Annotated in this window: 9 protein-coding genes and 5 tRNA genes; 1 reads left to right on the top strand and 13 read right to left on the bottom strand. The window is 37.8% G+C overall.

Annotated features, from left to right (window positions below; genetic code table 11):
* Positions 1 to 62: 62 nt before the first annotated feature.
* From fusA to rpsL, 3 genes are read right to left on the bottom strand one after another with little or no spacing between them, the layout of a single operon-like run.
* A complete protein-coding gene (fusA, locus tag FD33_RS09950) occupies positions 63 to 2162 on the bottom strand; it encodes an elongation factor G (RefSeq protein WP_025084406.1) in 2100 nt (699 codons plus the stop codon).
* A gap of 47 nt (positions 2163 to 2209) precedes the next feature.
* Positions 2210 to 2677 (bottom strand): 30S ribosomal protein S7, encoded by a 468-nt coding sequence (rpsG, locus tag FD33_RS09945; protein WP_010018510.1) that lies wholly within the window; start codon positions 2675 to 2677, stop codon positions 2210 to 2212.
* A gap of 50 nt (positions 2678 to 2727) precedes the next feature.
* Positions 2728 to 3141 carry a 30S ribosomal protein S12 gene (rpsL, locus tag FD33_RS09940; RefSeq protein ID WP_025084405.1) on the bottom strand — a complete coding sequence of 138 codons (414 nt, stop codon included), beginning with the start codon at positions 3139 to 3141 and terminating at the stop codon, positions 2728 to 2730.
* A 229-nt stretch (positions 3142 to 3370) separates the two neighbouring features.
* Here rpsL and FD33_RS09935 point away from each other — a divergent pair, with 229 nt between their 5' ends.
* Positions 3371 to 4033 (top strand): prepilin peptidase, encoded by a 663-nt coding sequence (locus FD33_RS09935; protein WP_025084404.1) that lies wholly within the window; start codon positions 3371 to 3373, stop codon positions 4031 to 4033.
* Here FD33_RS09935 and FD33_RS09930 read toward each other — a convergent pair.
* The 10 genes from FD33_RS09930 to lysS all read right to left on the bottom strand — a co-directional run bounded on the left by FD33_RS09930 (position 4023) and on the right by lysS (position 17719).
* Positions 4023 to 4841 carry an alpha/beta hydrolase gene (locus FD33_RS09930; protein ID WP_051564080.1) on the bottom strand — a complete coding sequence of 273 codons (819 nt, stop codon included), beginning with the start codon at positions 4839 to 4841 and terminating at the stop codon, positions 4023 to 4025. The genes FD33_RS09935 and FD33_RS09930 overlap by 11 nt on opposite strands.
* 83 nt (positions 4842 to 4924) lie before the next feature.
* Positions 4925 to 8590, bottom strand: coding sequence for a DNA-directed RNA polymerase subunit beta' (gene rpoC, locus FD33_RS09925; protein WP_056955948.1), 3666 nt, complete (start codon positions 8588 to 8590; stop codon positions 4925 to 4927).
* A 24-nt stretch (positions 8591 to 8614) separates the two neighbouring features.
* A complete protein-coding gene (gene rpoB / locus FD33_RS09920) occupies positions 8615 to 12220 on the bottom strand; it encodes a DNA-directed RNA polymerase subunit beta (RefSeq protein WP_056955947.1) in 3606 nt (1201 codons plus the stop codon).
* A gap of 250 nt (positions 12221 to 12470) precedes the next feature.
* Positions 12471 to 14957, bottom strand: coding sequence for an ATP-dependent Clp protease ATP-binding subunit (locus FD33_RS09915; protein ID WP_056955946.1), 2487 nt, complete (start codon positions 14955 to 14957; stop codon positions 12471 to 12473).
* A gap of 243 nt (positions 14958 to 15200) precedes the next feature.
* Positions 15201 to 15274, bottom strand: a tRNA-Pro gene (locus tag FD33_RS09910).
* Between the two features lie 11 nt (positions 15275 to 15285).
* Positions 15286 to 15357: transfer RNA gene (locus tag FD33_RS09905), tRNA-Gly, on the bottom strand.
* 10 nt (positions 15358 to 15367) lie between these two features.
* Positions 15368 to 15440, bottom strand: a tRNA-Thr gene (locus FD33_RS09900).
* Between the two features lie 64 nt (positions 15441 to 15504).
* Positions 15505 to 15587, bottom strand: a tRNA-Leu gene (locus tag FD33_RS09895).
* 37 nt (positions 15588 to 15624) lie between these two features.
* A tRNA-Val gene (locus FD33_RS09890) sits at positions 15625 to 15697 on the bottom strand.
* Positions 15698 to 16234: 537 nt separating this feature from the next.
* Complete coding sequence (gene lysS, locus FD33_RS09885) at positions 16235 to 17719, bottom strand: lysine--tRNA ligase (RefSeq protein ID WP_034543778.1); 1485 nt, start codon at positions 17717 to 17719, stop codon at positions 16235 to 16237.
* Between the last annotated feature and the right edge of the window lie 26 nt (positions 17720 to 17745).

Raw genomic sequence — 17745 nt, 5'->3', positions numbered from 1 at the left:
TTGAATGCACAAAAAAACACAATAACATTTGTTATTGTGTTTTTATTTTTATTCACTAATTATTAGTCAGCGTCAGGGTTTCCGCCATTCTTCTTGATAATATCAGCTTGAATAGACTTAGGAACCTTTTCGTAGTGATCCATTGTCATTGTAAATGTACCACGACCTTGTGTTGCTGAACGAAGTGTTGTAGCGTAACCAAACATTTCTGCAAGTGGAACAAAGGCATTGATAAGTTGTGCATTACCACGTGCTTCCATTCCTTCAACGCGTCCACGACGAGCAGTAACTTGTCCCATAACATCACCTAAGTATGATTCTGGTGTAACAATTTCAACCTTCATAATAGGTTCAAGAATTACAGCACCAGCAGTCTTAGATGCATTACGTAGAGCCATTGAAGCGGCAATCTTGAAGGCAGCTTCTGATGAATCGACTTCGTGGTATGAACCATCATACAACTTAGCTTTAACATCAATCAATGGATAACCGGCAAGAACACCGTTCTCCATAGCTTCTTTCAATCCTTGTTCTACTGAAGGGATGTATTCACGAGGAACAACACCACCGACGATAGCATCTTCGAATTCGAAGCCTTTACCTTCTTCATTAGGTGTGAATTCAACCCAAACATCACCATATTGACCTTTACCACCAGATTGACGAACGAACTTACCTTGAGCACTTGTTTGTTGTGTAAATGTTTCACGGTAAGCAACTTGAGGTTCACCAACCTTACATGCAACGTTAAATTCACGTTTCATACGGTCAACCATGATATCCAAGTGTAATTCACCCATTCCGGCGATCAATGTTTCACCAGTTTCAGGGTTTGTTTCAGCTTGGAATGTAGGATCTTCTTCAGATAGTTTTTGGATAGCAATATCCATCTTATCTCTATCTTCCTTTGAGTTAGGTTCGATAGAAACTTGGATAACTGGATCTGGAATATCCAATGATTCAAGAATCAATGGATCTGAAGGATCAGTTAGAGAATCACCAGTTGTAGTATTCTTCAAACCGATAACAGCAGCGATATCACCTGAGAATACTTCTGGGATTTCTTTACGGTGGTTAGAATGCATTTGTAGCAAACGACCAACACGTTCACGTTTGTCTTTTGTTGAGTTCAAGACATAAGAACCAGATTCTAGAGAACCTCTGTATACACGAATGTATGTCAAACGACCAACGAATGGGTCAGTAGCAATCTTAAATGCTAAACCAGCAAATGGTTTGCTGTCATCAGCCATAAGTTCAACTTCTGAATCATCCTTAGGATTTGTAGCCTTGTAAGGACGTACATCAAGTGGTGATGGTAGATAGTCAACAACGGCATCCATCAACATTTGAACACCCTTGTTCTTGAAGGCAGAACCTGCAAGAACTGGGAAGTACTTCAAGTTGATTGTTGCTTTACGGATAGCTGAGCGAAGTTCATCATTACTGATTTCTTCACCTTCAAGATACTTCTCCATAATGTCATCATCAACATCAGCAACTGATTCAACTAATTCAGCACGTCTCTTTTCAGCTTCAGCACGATATTCTTCAGGAACATCAACTGTATCCCATTTTGTACCTAATTCATCTTCGTCATAAAGGTCGGCTTTCATTTCGATCAAGTCGATAACACCTTCGAATTTGTCTTCGGCACCAATAGGCATTTGAATAGCATGTGCGTTAGCATCTAGTCTTTCATGCAATGTTTCTACAGAGTAGTCAAAGTTAGCACCGATTTTATCCATCTTGTTAACAAAAACAATTCTTGGAACACCATATGTTGAGGCTTGACGCCAAACATTTTCTGTTTGTGGTTCAACACCAGATTGAGCATCAAGAACTGTAATAGCACCATCTAGAACACGGAGTGAACGTTCAACTTCGATTGTGAAGTCAACGTGTCCTGGAGTATCAATAATATTGATACGATTGTTCTTCCATTCAGCAGTTGTAGCAGCTGATGTGATAGTAATACCACGTTCTTGTTCTTGAGCCATCCAGTCCATTTGTGAAGCACCATCATGTGTTTCACCAATTTTATGGATCTTACCAGTATAGTACAAGATACGTTCAGTAGTTGTAGTTTTACCAGCATCGATGTGGGCCATGATACCAATGTTACGGGTATCTTCTAGTGGAAATTCACGTTTATTAGCCATGAATAATTGTTTCTCCTCTCAAATTAACTAGTTTATGTAACTAGATCCTACCAGCGATAGTGAGCGAATGCACGGTTAGCATCGGCCATCTTATGTGTATCTTCACGTTTCTTAACAGCAGCACCAGTATTGTTTGCTGCATCCATGATTTCATTTGCTAGACGTTCGTCCATTGTGTGTTCACCACGTAGACGAGCATAGCTTGTGATCCAACGAAGTCCAAGAGTTGTACGACGATCTGGACGAACTTCGATAGGAATTTGATAGTTAGAACCACCGATACGGCGAGCCTTAACTTCAAGTACAGGCATAACATTGTTCATTGCTTCTTCAAACACGTCCAATGGTTCGTTACCTGTCTTATCTTTAATAATATCGAATGCACGATATAAAATTGTTGAAGCAGTACCTCTTTTACCATCATACATCAAGTGGTTAATCAAACGAGTTACTAGCTTTGAGTTGTACATTGGATCTGGCAAAACATCACGTTTTGGAGCTCTACCTTTACGCATAAAAAATTCCTCCGTTATTACATTATTTCATTAAGAATGATTATTTATTGTTATTTCTTAGGCTTCTTAGCACCATATTTTGAACGGCTTTGCATACGTCCATCAACACCGGCTGTATCTAAGGCACCACGAACAACGTGATAACGAACACCAGGTAGATCCTTTACACGTCCACCACGGACAAGGACAACACTATGCTCTTGCAGGTTGTGGCCAATACCAGGGATATATGCTGTTACTTCAATAAGGTTTGATAATCTAACACGGGCATACTTACGTAAAGCTGAGTTAGGTTTCTTAGGTGTCATTGTTCCGACACGAGTTGCAACACCACGTTTTTGTGGAGCTGGGTTCTTTGTAGCAACTTTCTTCATACTATTGTAGCCAAAGTTCAATGCAGGAGCATCTGATTTAGATACTGTTGACTTACGGCCTTTGCGAACTAATTGATTAATTGTAGGCATTCAAAGTTCCTCCTAAAAATTTAAGTACACACATCCAGGTGGTTCATAATTTTGTAAAATAATAAACCACGTTAGTGGCGTACGTTCTGAGCTTATATTTAAATAAACAAACTAATATTGCTGCCAATAAAAGCACGTCTACTAGAATACCATCTATAAAAAGCCATGTCAACGTAATCTCCTAAAAGTTATCCATAATTTTCCCGTAATTTAAAACGAGGTGATTAAAATGGAACTTTTTTTTCAAGTAACTGTCTTTATCTTAGGAGCTTGCATTATCTCCTTTCTAAAAGTAATTGCACAAGATTATCCAAACATCAACTATACCAGACGTTCCAGGTGCGATTACTGTCATAGAATTTTACAGTGGTATGAAATCATTCCTATAATAGGCTATCTCATAGTTCATGGTAAATGCTCTAGCTGTAAAAATCAAATTGATTTTTTTAACCCACTTCAAGAATTCAGTGGTGGTATTTTTCTTCTCTTAACAGTACATTTTGGCACTCTAAATTATCTACCATTGTTTCTAATGCTAATTATTCTAGGATTCAGTGATGCCTTTTATGGATATATCTATCCCATCTTCTATTTACTAGCTTTACCAACTGTCATTTGGTATTTTTCTATAATTCATTTTCTAACAGCTATTATTATCTACTTAGCTTTATTACTTTTAAACAACCATGCCTTAATTGGTTTGGGTGACATAGAGGTTCTAGCACTATTAGCTCTAATTTTTGATCTAAGCAACGTTTTAAAAATAACTATTCTTGCTTGCCTATTATGTATTATCCAATTTCTTTTCAATAAAAAAAGATCATATAGATTTGTTCCCTATCTCACCATTTCAACAGGCATAATCTATCTGATCTTTATAATTAAAATTTAGGTAAAATTTTTTGAAGTTTCATCCAGTTCACACACAATTCCCACCATTTGGCATCGTAAACATTGTAATCTCCACCATCTGGATGCTTTGTCACATATGTTGAAAGTGATAAACCGTGTCCACCTGAACCAAAGAGATGCATTTCATAAGGAATCCCTAGGAGATCCATCTTTTGTGCATAAATAATTGAATTCATAACTGGAACTGTATCATCAGTCACTGTTTGCCAAATAAATGTTGGTTTACCATGTTTAGTTAGATGTTCTTGGGCTTGCCAGTAATAGATATCTGAGCTGATCTTCATTGACCACTCTTCATCCTTAGGCCAACCAAGAGTCATATCGATAACCGAGTAACCTAAAATATTAGCAGCTGGTTCTACTTCTAAGTCGTCTGTAAAAATCTTTTTACGCTCATCTGGATTTAACATAATTGAATTAAAGTTAGCTACTACATGTCCACCAGCAGAAAAACCAACCAATAAAACTTTGCTCAAATCAATATGGTGACTCTCACTTTGTGTCTTCAACCAATTCAAGGTCGTCGCCATCTCTTGTAATGCCAAAGGATAAACAGCTTTACCATCCTCAATCAATTGGTAATGTAAAACTAAAGCGTGTATTCCTGCCGCATTAAATTTCATAGCAATTGGTTGTGCTTCACGATCAGAATGAAATTTAAACGCACCACCTGGACAAATAATTGCTAATGGTTGATCGACCGGTTCGTCAAAATCGGAAATAGGGTCTAACCAATAGGTATCTAAAGTAAACTTGCTATCTTCATAAGATAATTCCTGTTTTTGCAAAATACATACCCTCCCAAAATTTCTATCAATAATATCATTATACAAAAAAAGACGACCTTACCGGCCGTCTTTTTCATTTATTACTATTTTTCTGATTTAGCTGCATCTTCAGCTTTCATTTGAGCTTCGATGTCAGAAATTGTGTAGGCACCATTCAAAGAGTTATCTGCCATAGGGCCAGTCTTCTTTGGTTCCATATGGTTGTACTTAGCCATACCAGTACCGGCAGGAATAAGTTTACCAATAATAACATTTTCCTTAAGTCCAAGAAGTGGATCATTCTTACCACGAATTGATGCATCAGTAAGAACTCTTGTTGTTTCCTGGAAGGAAGCGGCTGACAAGAAACTGTTTGTTTCAAGAGAAGCCTTAGTAATACCAAGAAGTACTGGACGTCCAGTAGCTGGAATACCACCATTGAACAATGTTTCACGGTTATGGTCAGTAAATTGAGAAATATCCATCAATTGACCAGGCAATACATCTGTATCACCAGGATCAAGGATACGGATCTTTCTAAGCATTTGTCTAACCATAACCTCAAAGTGCTTATCAGAGATATCAACACCCTGCATACGGTAAACTTTTTGAACTTCAGCAAGTAAGTAGTTTTCTGTATGTAGAACGTTTGTAACTTTGATCAATTCCTTAGGATCAATTGAACCTTGTGTTAACTTACCACCACGTTTAACGTGATCACCTTCGGCAACCGCAACACTTGATGTATAAGGAACACTATATGTTCTAGTATCAATATCACCTTGAACAGTAATTTCCTTAGTGTGTTCTGCTGGGTTTTCATCAATGGCTGTAATTGTACCATCAACTTCTGAAATAACGGCAAGACCTTTAGGATTTCTAGCTTCAACAATTTCTTGAACACGAGGAAGTCCTTGAGTAATATCGTCACCACCAGCAACACCACCGGTATGGAAGTTACGCATAGTTAATTGTGTACCTGGTTCACCGATTGATTGAGCAGCAACAGTACCAACTGCTTCACCAATTTCAACTTCTTCACCAGTAGCAAGGTTACGACCGTAACACTTCTTACATACACCATGTTTTGTATCACATGTGAATGCTGAACGAATTGTAACGTGTGTAACACCAGCATCAACGACCTTTTGAGCCATTGTTTCATCCATCATGACACCACGAGGTACGATAACTTCGCCTGTCTTAGGATCTTTAACTGTCTTTTGTGTATAACGACCAACAAGTCTGTCATACAATGGTTCGATCATATCTGTACCTTCCATAATTGAACTTACAACAAGTCCACGGTCAGTACCACAATCTTCTTCACGAACAATAACATCTTGAGCAACATCAACCAAACGACGTGTTAAGTAACCTGAGTTAGCAGTCTTCAAGGCTGTATCGGTCATACCTTTACGAGCACCATGGGTTGACATGAACATTTCCATGACTGATAGTCCTTCACGGAAGTTAGAAATAACAGGGATTTCCATCATACCACCATTAGGGGCGGCCATAAGTCCACGCATACCAGCTAGCTGTGTAAAGTTTGAAATGTTACCACGGGCACCGGAATCAGACATCATTGAGATAGGGTTTGTAGGATCAAATGAATCGATCAACAATTGTTGAATTTCATCCTTTGTATCGTTCCAAACACTAATAACACGATCATGTCGTTCGTTGTCAGTAATAAGACCACGACGGAATTGCTTAGAAATTGAAGCAACTTGTTTGTGAGCTTTTTCAACGATTTCAGGCTTTTGAGTTAGATTAGGAACGTCTGTAACACCAACTGTTAATCCAGATAATGTACAAATTGTGTAACCTAATTCTTTCATATCATCAAGAAGTGATGATGTTCTTTGAACACGATATACTTTAAAGATTTGAGCAATAATATCTGATAGATAACCACTCTTAAGTGGATCTACTAGATCCATTTCATCAAGACGTTGATGAATATCTTCACCCTTGCCTAAGAAGTACTTGTCAGGAACACCGTTCTTCAAATTGTCATCAGTTGGTTCATTCAAGTATGGGAAATCTTCTGGAAGAATTTCGTTAAAGATTACTTTACCAACACTAGTAATCATAACTTTATCTCTTTGATCATCCTTGAATGGTTTGTTAGGCATTGAATCAACAGCAATACCAATTCTTGTATGGTAATGAACATCACCATTTAGCAAGGCTGTTTGAACTTCGTTAGAATCCTTGAAGATCTTACCTTCACCAGTCATATGTCTTGTTTCAATTGTTAGATAGTAGTTACCTAAAACAACATCCTGTGAAGGTGTAACAATAGGCTTACCATCTTTAGGAGCAAGAATATGATGGGCAGCAAGCATCAACATACGTGCTTCAGCTTGAGCTTCATCTGATAGTGGCACATGGATAGCCATCTGATCACCATCAAAATCGGCATTGTAAGCTTCACAAGCTAGTGGATGCAAACGAATTGACTTACCATCAACCAATACAGGTTCAAAAGCTTGAATACCGAGTCTATGAAGTGTAGGGGCACGGTTAAGTAATACTGGACGTTCTTTGATAACGTCTTCTAGTACATCCCAAATGTCATCATCTTGGCGATCAATCTTTCTTCTAGCATTCTTGACGTTAGAAGCAATTTCACGCTTAACAAGTTCATGCATAACAAATGGTTTGAACAATTCCAAAGCCATTTCACGAGGCAATCCACATTGATAGAACTTCAATGTAGGTCCAACATCGATAACTGAACGGCCTGAGTAGTCAACACGTTTACCAAGTAAGTTTTGACGGAAACGTCCTTGCTTACCTTTAAGCATATGTGATAGTGACTTCAATGGACGGTTACCAGGTCCTGTAACAGGACGGCCACGACGACCATTATCGATCAAGGCATCAACAGCTTCTTGCAACATACGTTTTTCATTTTGAACAATGATGTTAGGAGCATGTAGATCTAACAATCTCTTCAAACGGTTGTTACGGTTGATAACACGACGGTATAAATCGTTCAAGTCAGAAGTGGCGAAACGGCCACCTTCTAGTTGAACCATAGGACGAAGATCAGGTGGGATAACAGGAATTGCTTCCATTACCATCCATTCAGGTTTGTTACCTGATTTTTGGAAGGCACTTAAAATATCCAAACGTCTGATAGCACGTGTACGTTTTTGACCTTGAGCAGTCTTCAATGTTTCACGCAACTCTTTAACTTCAGAATCCATATCAACTTGTCTTAGAAGATCACGGATACCTTCGGCACCCATTTCAGCGACGAATTTATTACCAAATTCTTCACGCTTCTTACGATATTCTGTTTCAGTCAATAATTGTTTCTTTTCTAGATCTGTTTCACCGGGATCAATAACTACATATGATGCAAAGTAGATTACTTCTTCCAAGTTTCTTGGACTCATGTCCAATACGAGTCCCATACGTGATGGGATACCCTTAAAGTACCAAATATGTGATACAGGAGCTGCTAGTTCAATATGAGCCATACGTTCACGACGAACTTTTGAACGAGTAACTTCAACACCACAGCGGTCACAAACAATACCCTTATAGCGGATACGTTTGTACTTACCACAGGCACATTCCCAGTCTTTAGTTGGTCCAAAGATTCTTTCATCGAATAGACCATCTTTTTCTGGTTTTAAAGTACGGTAGTTAATAGTTTCTGGTTTCTTAACTTCTCCATAAGACCAACTACGAATCTTATCAGGAGATGCTAAACCAATTTGCATACTATCGAATTTATTAACGTCTATCAAAAGGTAACCTCCCTACAGTTTTAACTAGTTTTCTGACTTTGTACTAGTTTCAGTTGAATCCTTTGATGCTTCAAGCTTTTTAGCTTCTTCTTCAGCACGTTTTTGTTCTTGTTGTTTAGCGAATTTAGATAAGGCATCAACACTAACTGTGTCTTCGTCATCATCCATATCTCTAAGTTCAATTTCTTTCTTATGTGCGTCTAGAACTTTCATGTCCAATCCAAGAGCTTGTAGTTCTTTGACAAGAACACGGAATGATTCAGGAACACCAGGTTTAGGAATACTTTCACCCTTAACGATAGCTTCATAAGTCTTTACACGACCAACAATATCATCTGATTTGTATGTCAAGATTTCTTGAAGTGTATATGCGGCACCATAAGCTTCAAGGGCCCAAACTTCCATTTCACCAAATCTCTGACCACCAAATTGTGCTTTACCACCAAGTGGTTGTTGAGTAACTAGTGAGTATGGTCCGATTGAACGAGCATGAAGTTTATCATCAACCATGTGAGCTAGTTTCAAGTAGTACATGACACCAACTGATACACGGTTCTTGAATGGTTCACCAGTACGTCCATCATAAAGAATTGACTTACCATCTGTATCCATATCAGCTTCTTTAACAATGTCCCAAAGTTCATCATTACTTACACCATCAAAAACAGGTGTTGAAACGTGGATACCAAGTTTTCTAGCAGCCATACCTAAATGAAGATCAAGAACTTGTCCGATATTCATACGTGATGGAACACCCATTGGGTTCAATAAGATATCTACTGGAGTACCATCTGGCATGTAAGGCATGTCTTCTTCTGGTACAACAATTGAAACAGTACCTTTGTTACCATGACGACCAGACATCTTATCACCAACTTGAATCTTACGCTTTTGAGCAATGTAAACACGAACTAACATGTTAACACCAGGATCAAGTTCGTCTCCGGCTTCACGAGTGAAGACTTTGACATCTTGGATAATTCCGCCACCACCATGTGGTACACGAAGTGAAGTATCACGGACTTCACGAGCCTTTTCACCAAAGATAGCATGTAGCAATCTTTCTTCGGCTGATAATTCTGTAACACCCTTAGGTGTAACTTTACCAACTAAGATATCGCCATCACGAACTTCAGCACCAACACGGATAATACCGAATTCGTCAAGATCCTTAAGTGAATCTTCACCAACGTTAGGAATTTCACGTGTGATTTCTTCAGGTCCAAGCTTTGTATCACGTGCTTCTGATTCATACTCTTCAATATGAATTGAAGTATATGCATCTTCACGTACTAGTTTTTCTGAAAGTACGATAGCATCTTCGTAGTTATACATATTCCATGTCATAAAGGCAATAAGTGGGTTTTGACCAAGGGCTAATTCACCATTTTCCATAGCAGGACCATCGGCAATGATATCACCCTTCTTGATCTTTTCATCCTTGTGGACAATAGGTCTTTGGTTGTAACTCTTACCATTATTTGAACGACGGAATTTAGTTACCTTATAAGTATCTGTTGTGCCGTCTTCGTCACGTTTGATAGTAACTTTCTTAGCATCAACATATTCAACAACACCATCATGATCGGCTAATAGAGCAGCACCAGAATCATGAGCAGCAATATATTCCATACCAGTACCAACAAGTGGTGCATGTGGATTGATCAAAGGAACAGCTTGACGTTGCATATTGGCACCCATCAAGGCACGGTTCGAATCATCATTTTCCAAGAAAGGAATACATGCAGTAGCTACAGAAACTACTTGCTTAGGAGAAACGTCCATATAATCGACTTTCTCTGGAGTAGTTTCAATGTTGTCATCTTTGTGACGAGCCAAGATTGTGTTGTCAGTAAATGAACCATCATCTTCCAATGGTGTATTAGCTTGAGCAACAACGTAGTTATCTTCTTCGTCAGCAGTTAAGTAATCGATCTTATCAGTTACTTTGTGAGTATCCCATGAAACACGACGATATGGTGTTTCAATGAAACCATATTTATTAATAATAGCGTATGAAGCCAAGTTATTAATAAGTCCGATATTAGGACCTTCTGGTGTTTCGATAGGACACATACGACCATAGTGAGTATAGTGAACATCACGAACTTCATATCCGGCACGATCACGAGTTAAACCACCAGGTCCAAGGGCTGATAGACGACGCTTATGTTCTAGTTCTCCAAGTGGATTAGTTTGGTCCATGAATTGTGACAATTGTGATGAACCAAAGAATTCCTTAATTGAAGCAACAACTGGTCTGATATTAATCAATTGTTGAGGTGTAACAGTAGCTGAATCTTGAATTGACATTCTTTCACGTACAACACGCTCCATACGTGATAGACCAATACGGAATTGGTTTTGTAGCAATTCACCAACTGAACGAATACGACGGTTACCCAAGTGATCAATATCATCTGTTGTACCGATGTTTTCCTTCAAGTTTAGGAAGTAGTTAATACCGGCTAAAATATCAGCTGGTGTAATTGTACGGTTTTCTTCTGGAATATGACCGTTACCAATAATATTAACAACTTTTTCATTATCAGCTTCTGAATAAACTTTAATGATTTGAACAGTAATTGGGTCTGTTAGAACACCTTCATCAGAAGGAGTCAATGTAACTGTCTTGAAATCATCTCTTTCAAGATATGGACTCAACTTGTTCATAGCATCGCGGTCAATTAAAGTATCCTTAGCTAAAACAACCTCACCTGTATCAGGATCAGCTAATGTTTCAGCCAAAGTCTTGTTCAAAAGTCTTGTCTTAAGATTTAACTTCTTATTGATCTTATAACGACCAACAGGAGCTAAGTCATATCTACGTGGGTCAAAGAATCTAGCATATAGTAATGAACGAGAACTATCTGCAGTCTTTGGTTCACCAGGACGGAGTCTTTCATAAATATCTTTCAAGGCTTCTTCAACACGTGAATCACTTGTATCTTTATGAACATCTTTTTCAAGTGTTAGATTTAAAGTATCGTTTTCACCAAAAATATCAAGAATTTCTGAATCACTACCAAAGCCAAGTGCTCTAACTAGTTCAGAAATAGGTAATTTTCTAGTTCTATCAATTCTTACATAGCCAAGACCTTTAGCATCTGTTTCAAATTCCAACCATGCACCACGGTTAGGAATAACAGTTGTACCATAGTTCTCACGACCATTTTTATCTGTGTCTTGATTATAGTAAATACCAGGTGAACGTACTAATTGAGAAACAATAACACGTTCAGCACCGTTGATGATGAAAGTTCCTTCATCAGTCATGATTGGGAAATCACCAAAGAAAACATCTTGTGTCTTGATTTCGCCAGTTTCATGATTAGTCAATTTCAATGTTACATGTAATGGTGCTGAGAAGTTAGCGTCATGTGCTCTAGCTTCTTCAACAGTATATTTTGGTTCTAGTAACTTGTAACCGACGTATTCCAAAGAAAGGTTTCCAGCAAAGTCATCAATTGGCATAATATCGTCAAACATATCTTTTAGTCCTTCATCTAAGAACCATTTATAAGAGTTTGTTTGGATGTCAATCAAATTTGGCAGTGGAAGTACTTCCTTGATCTTTGCATAACTACGACGAACACGGTGTGCACCATAATTAACGTTATGATAAGTCAAATTTTTCACCTCAACATATATTTTGTTCAAATCCAGACCTCAAATATTACAATTTGATTACAATTTACCTGAAAACGGTTTTAAAACCTGTTTTAAGGCAAAAAAAAACCAAAAATAGAAACGAAAATCTATTTTTGTGTTTTTTTATTTAGCATAACCACGGACAATAGATCGCGGCCTGCAATTTGAACTATGAATCTCAAAGAGAAATAATACACTTATACACTATTTTTGTCAATAGTCAAGTCAATTATTTTTGATTGGAGACTGTTTCCTTACTATTAGGATTATCAACCGTTACCGTTAACTTGCCCTTTTTAGAACCAACTTTAATTGAATCGCCAGCTTTAACGTTACCCATAAGTAATTGTTCACTGACCGGATCTTCAATTTCTCTTTGAATAGTTCTTCTCATTGGACGAGCACCATATTCAGGATTATAGCCATCTTTTACTAAATCGCTATAAGCTGTTGGTGTGATAACCAATTTGATCTCTCTTTCAGCAAGACGTTTTCTCAAGTTATTACTCATGATCTTAGCAATACCCTTGAGTTGTTCTTTATCAAGAGCTTTAAAGACAATTGTTTCATCAATACGGTTCAAGAATTCAGGACGGAAGAAGCGTTTCAATTCTGTATTGATACGTTCTTGCATTTCCTTAAAGTCATCGTGAACATCTTTAGCACCAAAGCCGACTGACTTGTCATCTTCCAATGATCTAGCTCCAAGGTTAGAAGTCATAATAATAATAGTATTTCGGAAATCAACTTTACGACCCTTAGCATCAGTTAAGATACCATCATCAAGAACTTGCAATAAGATATTGAAGACATCTGGATGAGCCTTTTCAACTTCATCAAGTAGAACAACTGAATAAGGTTCATTTCTTACCTTCTCTGTCAATTGACCACCATCATCAAAGCCGACATATCCAGGAGCTGAACCAATCAACTTAGATGTACTATATTGTTCCATATATTCTGACATATCTACACGAATTAGATTATCTTCAGAACCAAACATTACTTCAGCGATTGATTTAGCCAATTCAGTCTTACCGACACCGGTAGGTCCTAAGAACATAAATGAACCAATTGGACGATTAGGGTCCTTCATACCACTTCTAGCACGACGAATTGCACGTGAAACAGCATTAATGGCATCATTTTGACCAATAACACGTTTATGAAGCTCTTTTTCAAGATTAAGTAACTTTTCACTCTCTTTACGAGTAATTTGCTTAACCGGAACTCCAGTCCACTCAGCAATGATCTCCGCAATATCATCCGCTGTTACAACAGGTTTCTTTTGTGCTGACTTCTTATCATTTAGCTTAGCAATTTCAGCTTGGACAGTTTGTTCTTGTTCACGAATCTTAGCAGCTTTTTCAAAGTCTTGATCCAAAATAGCGTTGTTCTTGTCATCCATCAACTTCAAAGCTTGATTAGTTAACTCTTCAAGTTTGTTATTTTTAGACACATTATGAATTCTAACTTTAGCTGAAGCTTCATCCATCAAATCGATAGCCTTATCTGGCAAGAAACGGTTAGTTAAGTAACGTGTAGAAAGACGAACCGCTGCTTCAACGGCTTCATCAGAAATTGTTAAGCCGTGATGTTGTTCATATCTTGGGCGAAGTCCTGTCAAAATCTTAACAGAATCTTCGGCACTAGGTTCTTCAACATAGACTTTGGCAAAACGACGCTCCAAAGCTGTATCCTTTTCAATGTACTTTTGATACTCATTAGATGTTGTTGCACCAATCAATTGCAACTCACCACGAGCTAAGGCAGGTTTCAAAATATTAGATGCATCAATTGCACCTTCAGCACCACCAGCTCCGATTAATGTGTGCAATTCATCAATAAAGAGAATGACGTGTTTATCTTCATAAATTTCTTTGATAATTTTCTTTAAACGATCTTCAAACTCACCACGATATTTAGTACCAGCTACTAATGAACCCATATCTAACATCATGATACGTTTGTTTTGCATATCTAATGGAACTTCTTTTTTTATAATAGCAATAGCTAAACCTTCAGCAATTGCAGTTTTACCAACACCGGGCTCACCGACTAGAACAGGATTGTTCTTAGTACGACGACTCAAGATTTGAATAGTTCGGTCAACTTCTTTTTTACGACCAATAACAGGGTCAATTTGATTATCACGAGCTAATTTTGTCAAATCACGAGCTAAGGAATCCAACGTTGGAGTTCCACCTTGCGATTGTTGATTCTTTTGTTTATTTAAATTTGCAGCAAAACCACGACGTGCAGCCTTGTTTGACATACCCATTTTGCTTAATAGCAAAGACTTAGTCTTAGCTAAGCTCAATCCCAAATTAACCAAAATACGGTTAGCCAAGTTATCGGCGTCATCAAGAATTGCCAATAAAATATGTTCTGTACCAATACGGTTAGCTTTATATAAGTTGGAATCTTCTTCCGCATTGCTTAAAATCATTTGTCCTTTAGGAGAGTATGGTAAATAAATTCCTTTAGCAGTATTAGATGAGACATCCCCATAACCTGTCAGATGTTCAATCTCCTCTTCAACATCTCGATCACTTACAGCTAGATCTCTCAAAGTAATACCGGCAATACCATCATTTTCCATTACTAACCCAAGTAGAATATGTTCTGTACCAACAGCATTATGATGAAATGTCTTGGCTTGTTCTTGAGCTAAAACTAGTGCATTCTTGGCGCTTTCGGTAAATACTTTGTCCATTAATGTTACCTCTACTTTTTAAGTGTCTGTTTAGAAAGTATAATTATGTTTCAAAAAAAAGCAATTATTTCATCTTGCAAAATATAAAAAAGTTAATGATTCTTCAGATTTTGCCTCCAATAGAATCCTAACACATTCACGAGATTTATAATTGATTCCTGACTTCAAAAAAATCTTTAGAGAACGAAAAAAGGTAATCAATTCATTTTCAGAATTAATTACCCTTTTAAACTTATCATGGAATCGGGAAAACAAGATTCGAACTTGCGGCCTTCACGCCCCGAACGTGACGCTCTACCAAGCTGAGCTATTTCCCGAAACCTCTCTAAGCGGAAGACGGGATTCGAACCCGCGACCCCCACCATGGCAAGGTGATGTTCTACCACTGAACTACTTCCGCATTATGACTATGCCGACTAGAGGATTCGAACCTCCGACCCCCTGTTTACAAGACAGATGCTCTGCCAACTGAGCTAAGTCGGCATTATGCCAAACGACATCTAACATAATACACAATAACCGATCCTTTTGCAAGGCCAATTATTAATACGGGTGAAAGGACTTGAACCTTCATGTCCACTGGACACTAGAACCTAAATCTAGCGCGTCTGCCAATTCCGCCACACCCGCAAAAAACTAAATGATTTCCACTAAGCACTTTGCTTAATGGAGGATACAGGGTTCGAACCTGTGACCTCCTGCTTGTAAGGCAGATGCTCTCCCAGCTGAGCTAATCCTCCATAGTGTTCCTCGTTCGAAACAACTATATTATTATACCTATTGACCACAAAAATTGTCAACGAAAACTTTTAAAAAAAATTATTAGGCTTATCAAATCGTTTAATTACGCGACAGTTTGAAAATTTATCCTTGATATAACCCAATATATCCGTGTTTAATTTCAGCTTTTTTCAGCCGTTCATGATCGGTATATTCAAATTCAACTTTTTTCTGTCAAATGAGATAGTTCCCTTTTATTCAGTGGACGACTAGAAACTAATATTTTAATAAGTAGCAGAATCTCGTCTTCTTTAAAACATATTTCTTACTTATGTTTATTTTATATATCGGAGATGTCAAAATATGTCGTTTCTTTATAAACAATAATATCAATAAAAAATACCAATGTGGCAACCCCTTTCGAAGTTGTTACACTGGTATTTTTAATTAATAGATATTCTAATTCTTCTATGTTTAATAGTAGAACCGAGCTACGCGGGCCAATTTCTTCCAATACTTAGGCAAATTCTCAGAAATTCCCAGACCTGCTTTGCTCTCTATTCTTCGCTATTGTCTTCTGGTCTCATTGTTGGGAACAAGATAACATCACGAATTGATGGTGCATCTGTTAGCAACATTACTAGTCTATCGATACCGATTCCTAGCCCACCTGTTGGTGGCATACCATATTCCATAGCTTCAACGAAGTCGTTATCAATATGTTCGGCTTCATCATTACCCTTTTCACGTTCGGCAGCTTGTGCTTCAAAACGTTCTTTTTGATCAATAGGATCATTTAGTTCAGTAAAGGCATTACCGAATTCATGACCTAAGATGTAAACTTCGAAACGGTCTGTGAAGTTAGGATTTTCTTTGCTCTTCTTAGCAAGTGGTGAAACTTCCAAAGGATATTCGTAAACGAATGTAGGTTCCTTTAAAGTGTCTTCAACGAATTCTTCAAAGAATTCAGCAATGATATGACCAACGCCCCAGAAGTCTTCGTACTTAACACCTTTTTCATCAGCTAATTTACGAGCTTGTTCAAGATCCATATCTTGGCTGAAATCAATTCCTGTTTGTTCTTTGATTGCATCAACCATCTTGATACGCTTGAATGGTTTGCTCAAATCGATTTCTTCACCTTGATAAGTAACTTGTTGTGTACCATTAGCTTTTTGAGCAGCATGTCTAAAGAGTCCTTCGACTTCTTTCATGACATCTGTCATATCCCAATATGCAGCATATGTTTCTAGTGAAGTATATTCAGGGTTGTGTTGTGTATCCAAACCTTCATTACGGAAAGCACGTCCGATTTCATAAACTCGTTCGAAGCCACCAACAATTAATCTCTTAAGTGGCAATTCAAGAGCAATACGGAGATACATTTGCATATCCAAAGCATTGTGATGTGTGATGAATGGTCTAGCACTAGCACCACCGGCTTGTGTATTTAGGACAGGAGTTTCAACTGACATGAAGCCTTCACCATCTAAGTATTCACGAACAGCTGAAATAATCTTAGTGCGTTTCTTGAAACGTTCAAAACTATCTTGGTTAGCAATTAGATCCAAATATCTTTGACGATAAATTTGTTCAACATTTGTCAAACCATGGAACTTATCAGGTAATGGACGTAATGACTTAGATAACATTGTTACGTGAGTAGCTTTAACAGTCAATTCACCCATGTCCGTTTTCATGATTTCACCATGAATACCTAAATGATCACCAATATCGGCACGTTTGAAGATATGGTAGTTCTCTTCACCAACGACATCTTTACGAACATAAATTTGAATTCTGCCACTTCTATCACGGATATCAGCAAAACCAACTTTACCTTTACCACGTTTTGACATCATACGACCGGCAATAACAACTGGTAAGTCCTGTTCTTCAAGAACTTCCTTATCTTCATCACCATACTTGTCATGAATCTCTTGAGCCAATGCAGTTCTTTCAAATCTTGAACCGAATGGATCAACACCTTCATCATAAAGTTCTTGTAGTTTTTCACGTCTGACCCTTAGTTGATCATTCATGACTCTACTCTTTTTTATTTCTTCTT

The organism is Companilactobacillus paralimentarius DSM 13238 = JCM 10415 (genome assembly GCF_001434985.1).
GTDB classification, from domain to species: Bacteria; Bacillota; Bacilli; order Lactobacillales; family Lactobacillaceae; genus Companilactobacillus; species Companilactobacillus paralimentarius.
This window is presented reverse-complemented; position numbering and strand designations above follow the sequence as displayed.

Coding starts and splice junctions, on each gene's coding strand:
- fusA (WP_025084406.1), bottom strand. CDS start 2,162: ATGGCTAATAAACGTGAATTTCCACTAGAAGATACCCGTAACATTGGT.
- rpsG (WP_010018510.1), bottom strand. CDS start 2,677: ATGCGTAAAGGTAGAGCTCCAAAACGTGATGTTTTGCCAGATCCAATG.
- rpsL (WP_025084405.1), bottom strand. CDS start 3,141: ATGCCTACAATTAATCAATTAGTTCGCAAAGGCCGTAAGTCAACAGTA.
- FD33_RS09935 (WP_025084404.1), top strand. CDS start 3,371: ATGGAACTTTTTTTTCAAGTAACTGTCTTTATCTTAGGAGCTTGCATT.
- FD33_RS09915 (WP_056955946.1), bottom strand. CDS start 14,957: ATGGACAAAGTATTTACCGAAAGCGCCAAGAATGCACTAGTTTTAGCT.
- lysS (WP_034543778.1), bottom strand. CDS start 17,719: ATGAATGATCAACTAAGGGTCAGACGTGAAAAACTACAAGAACTTTAT.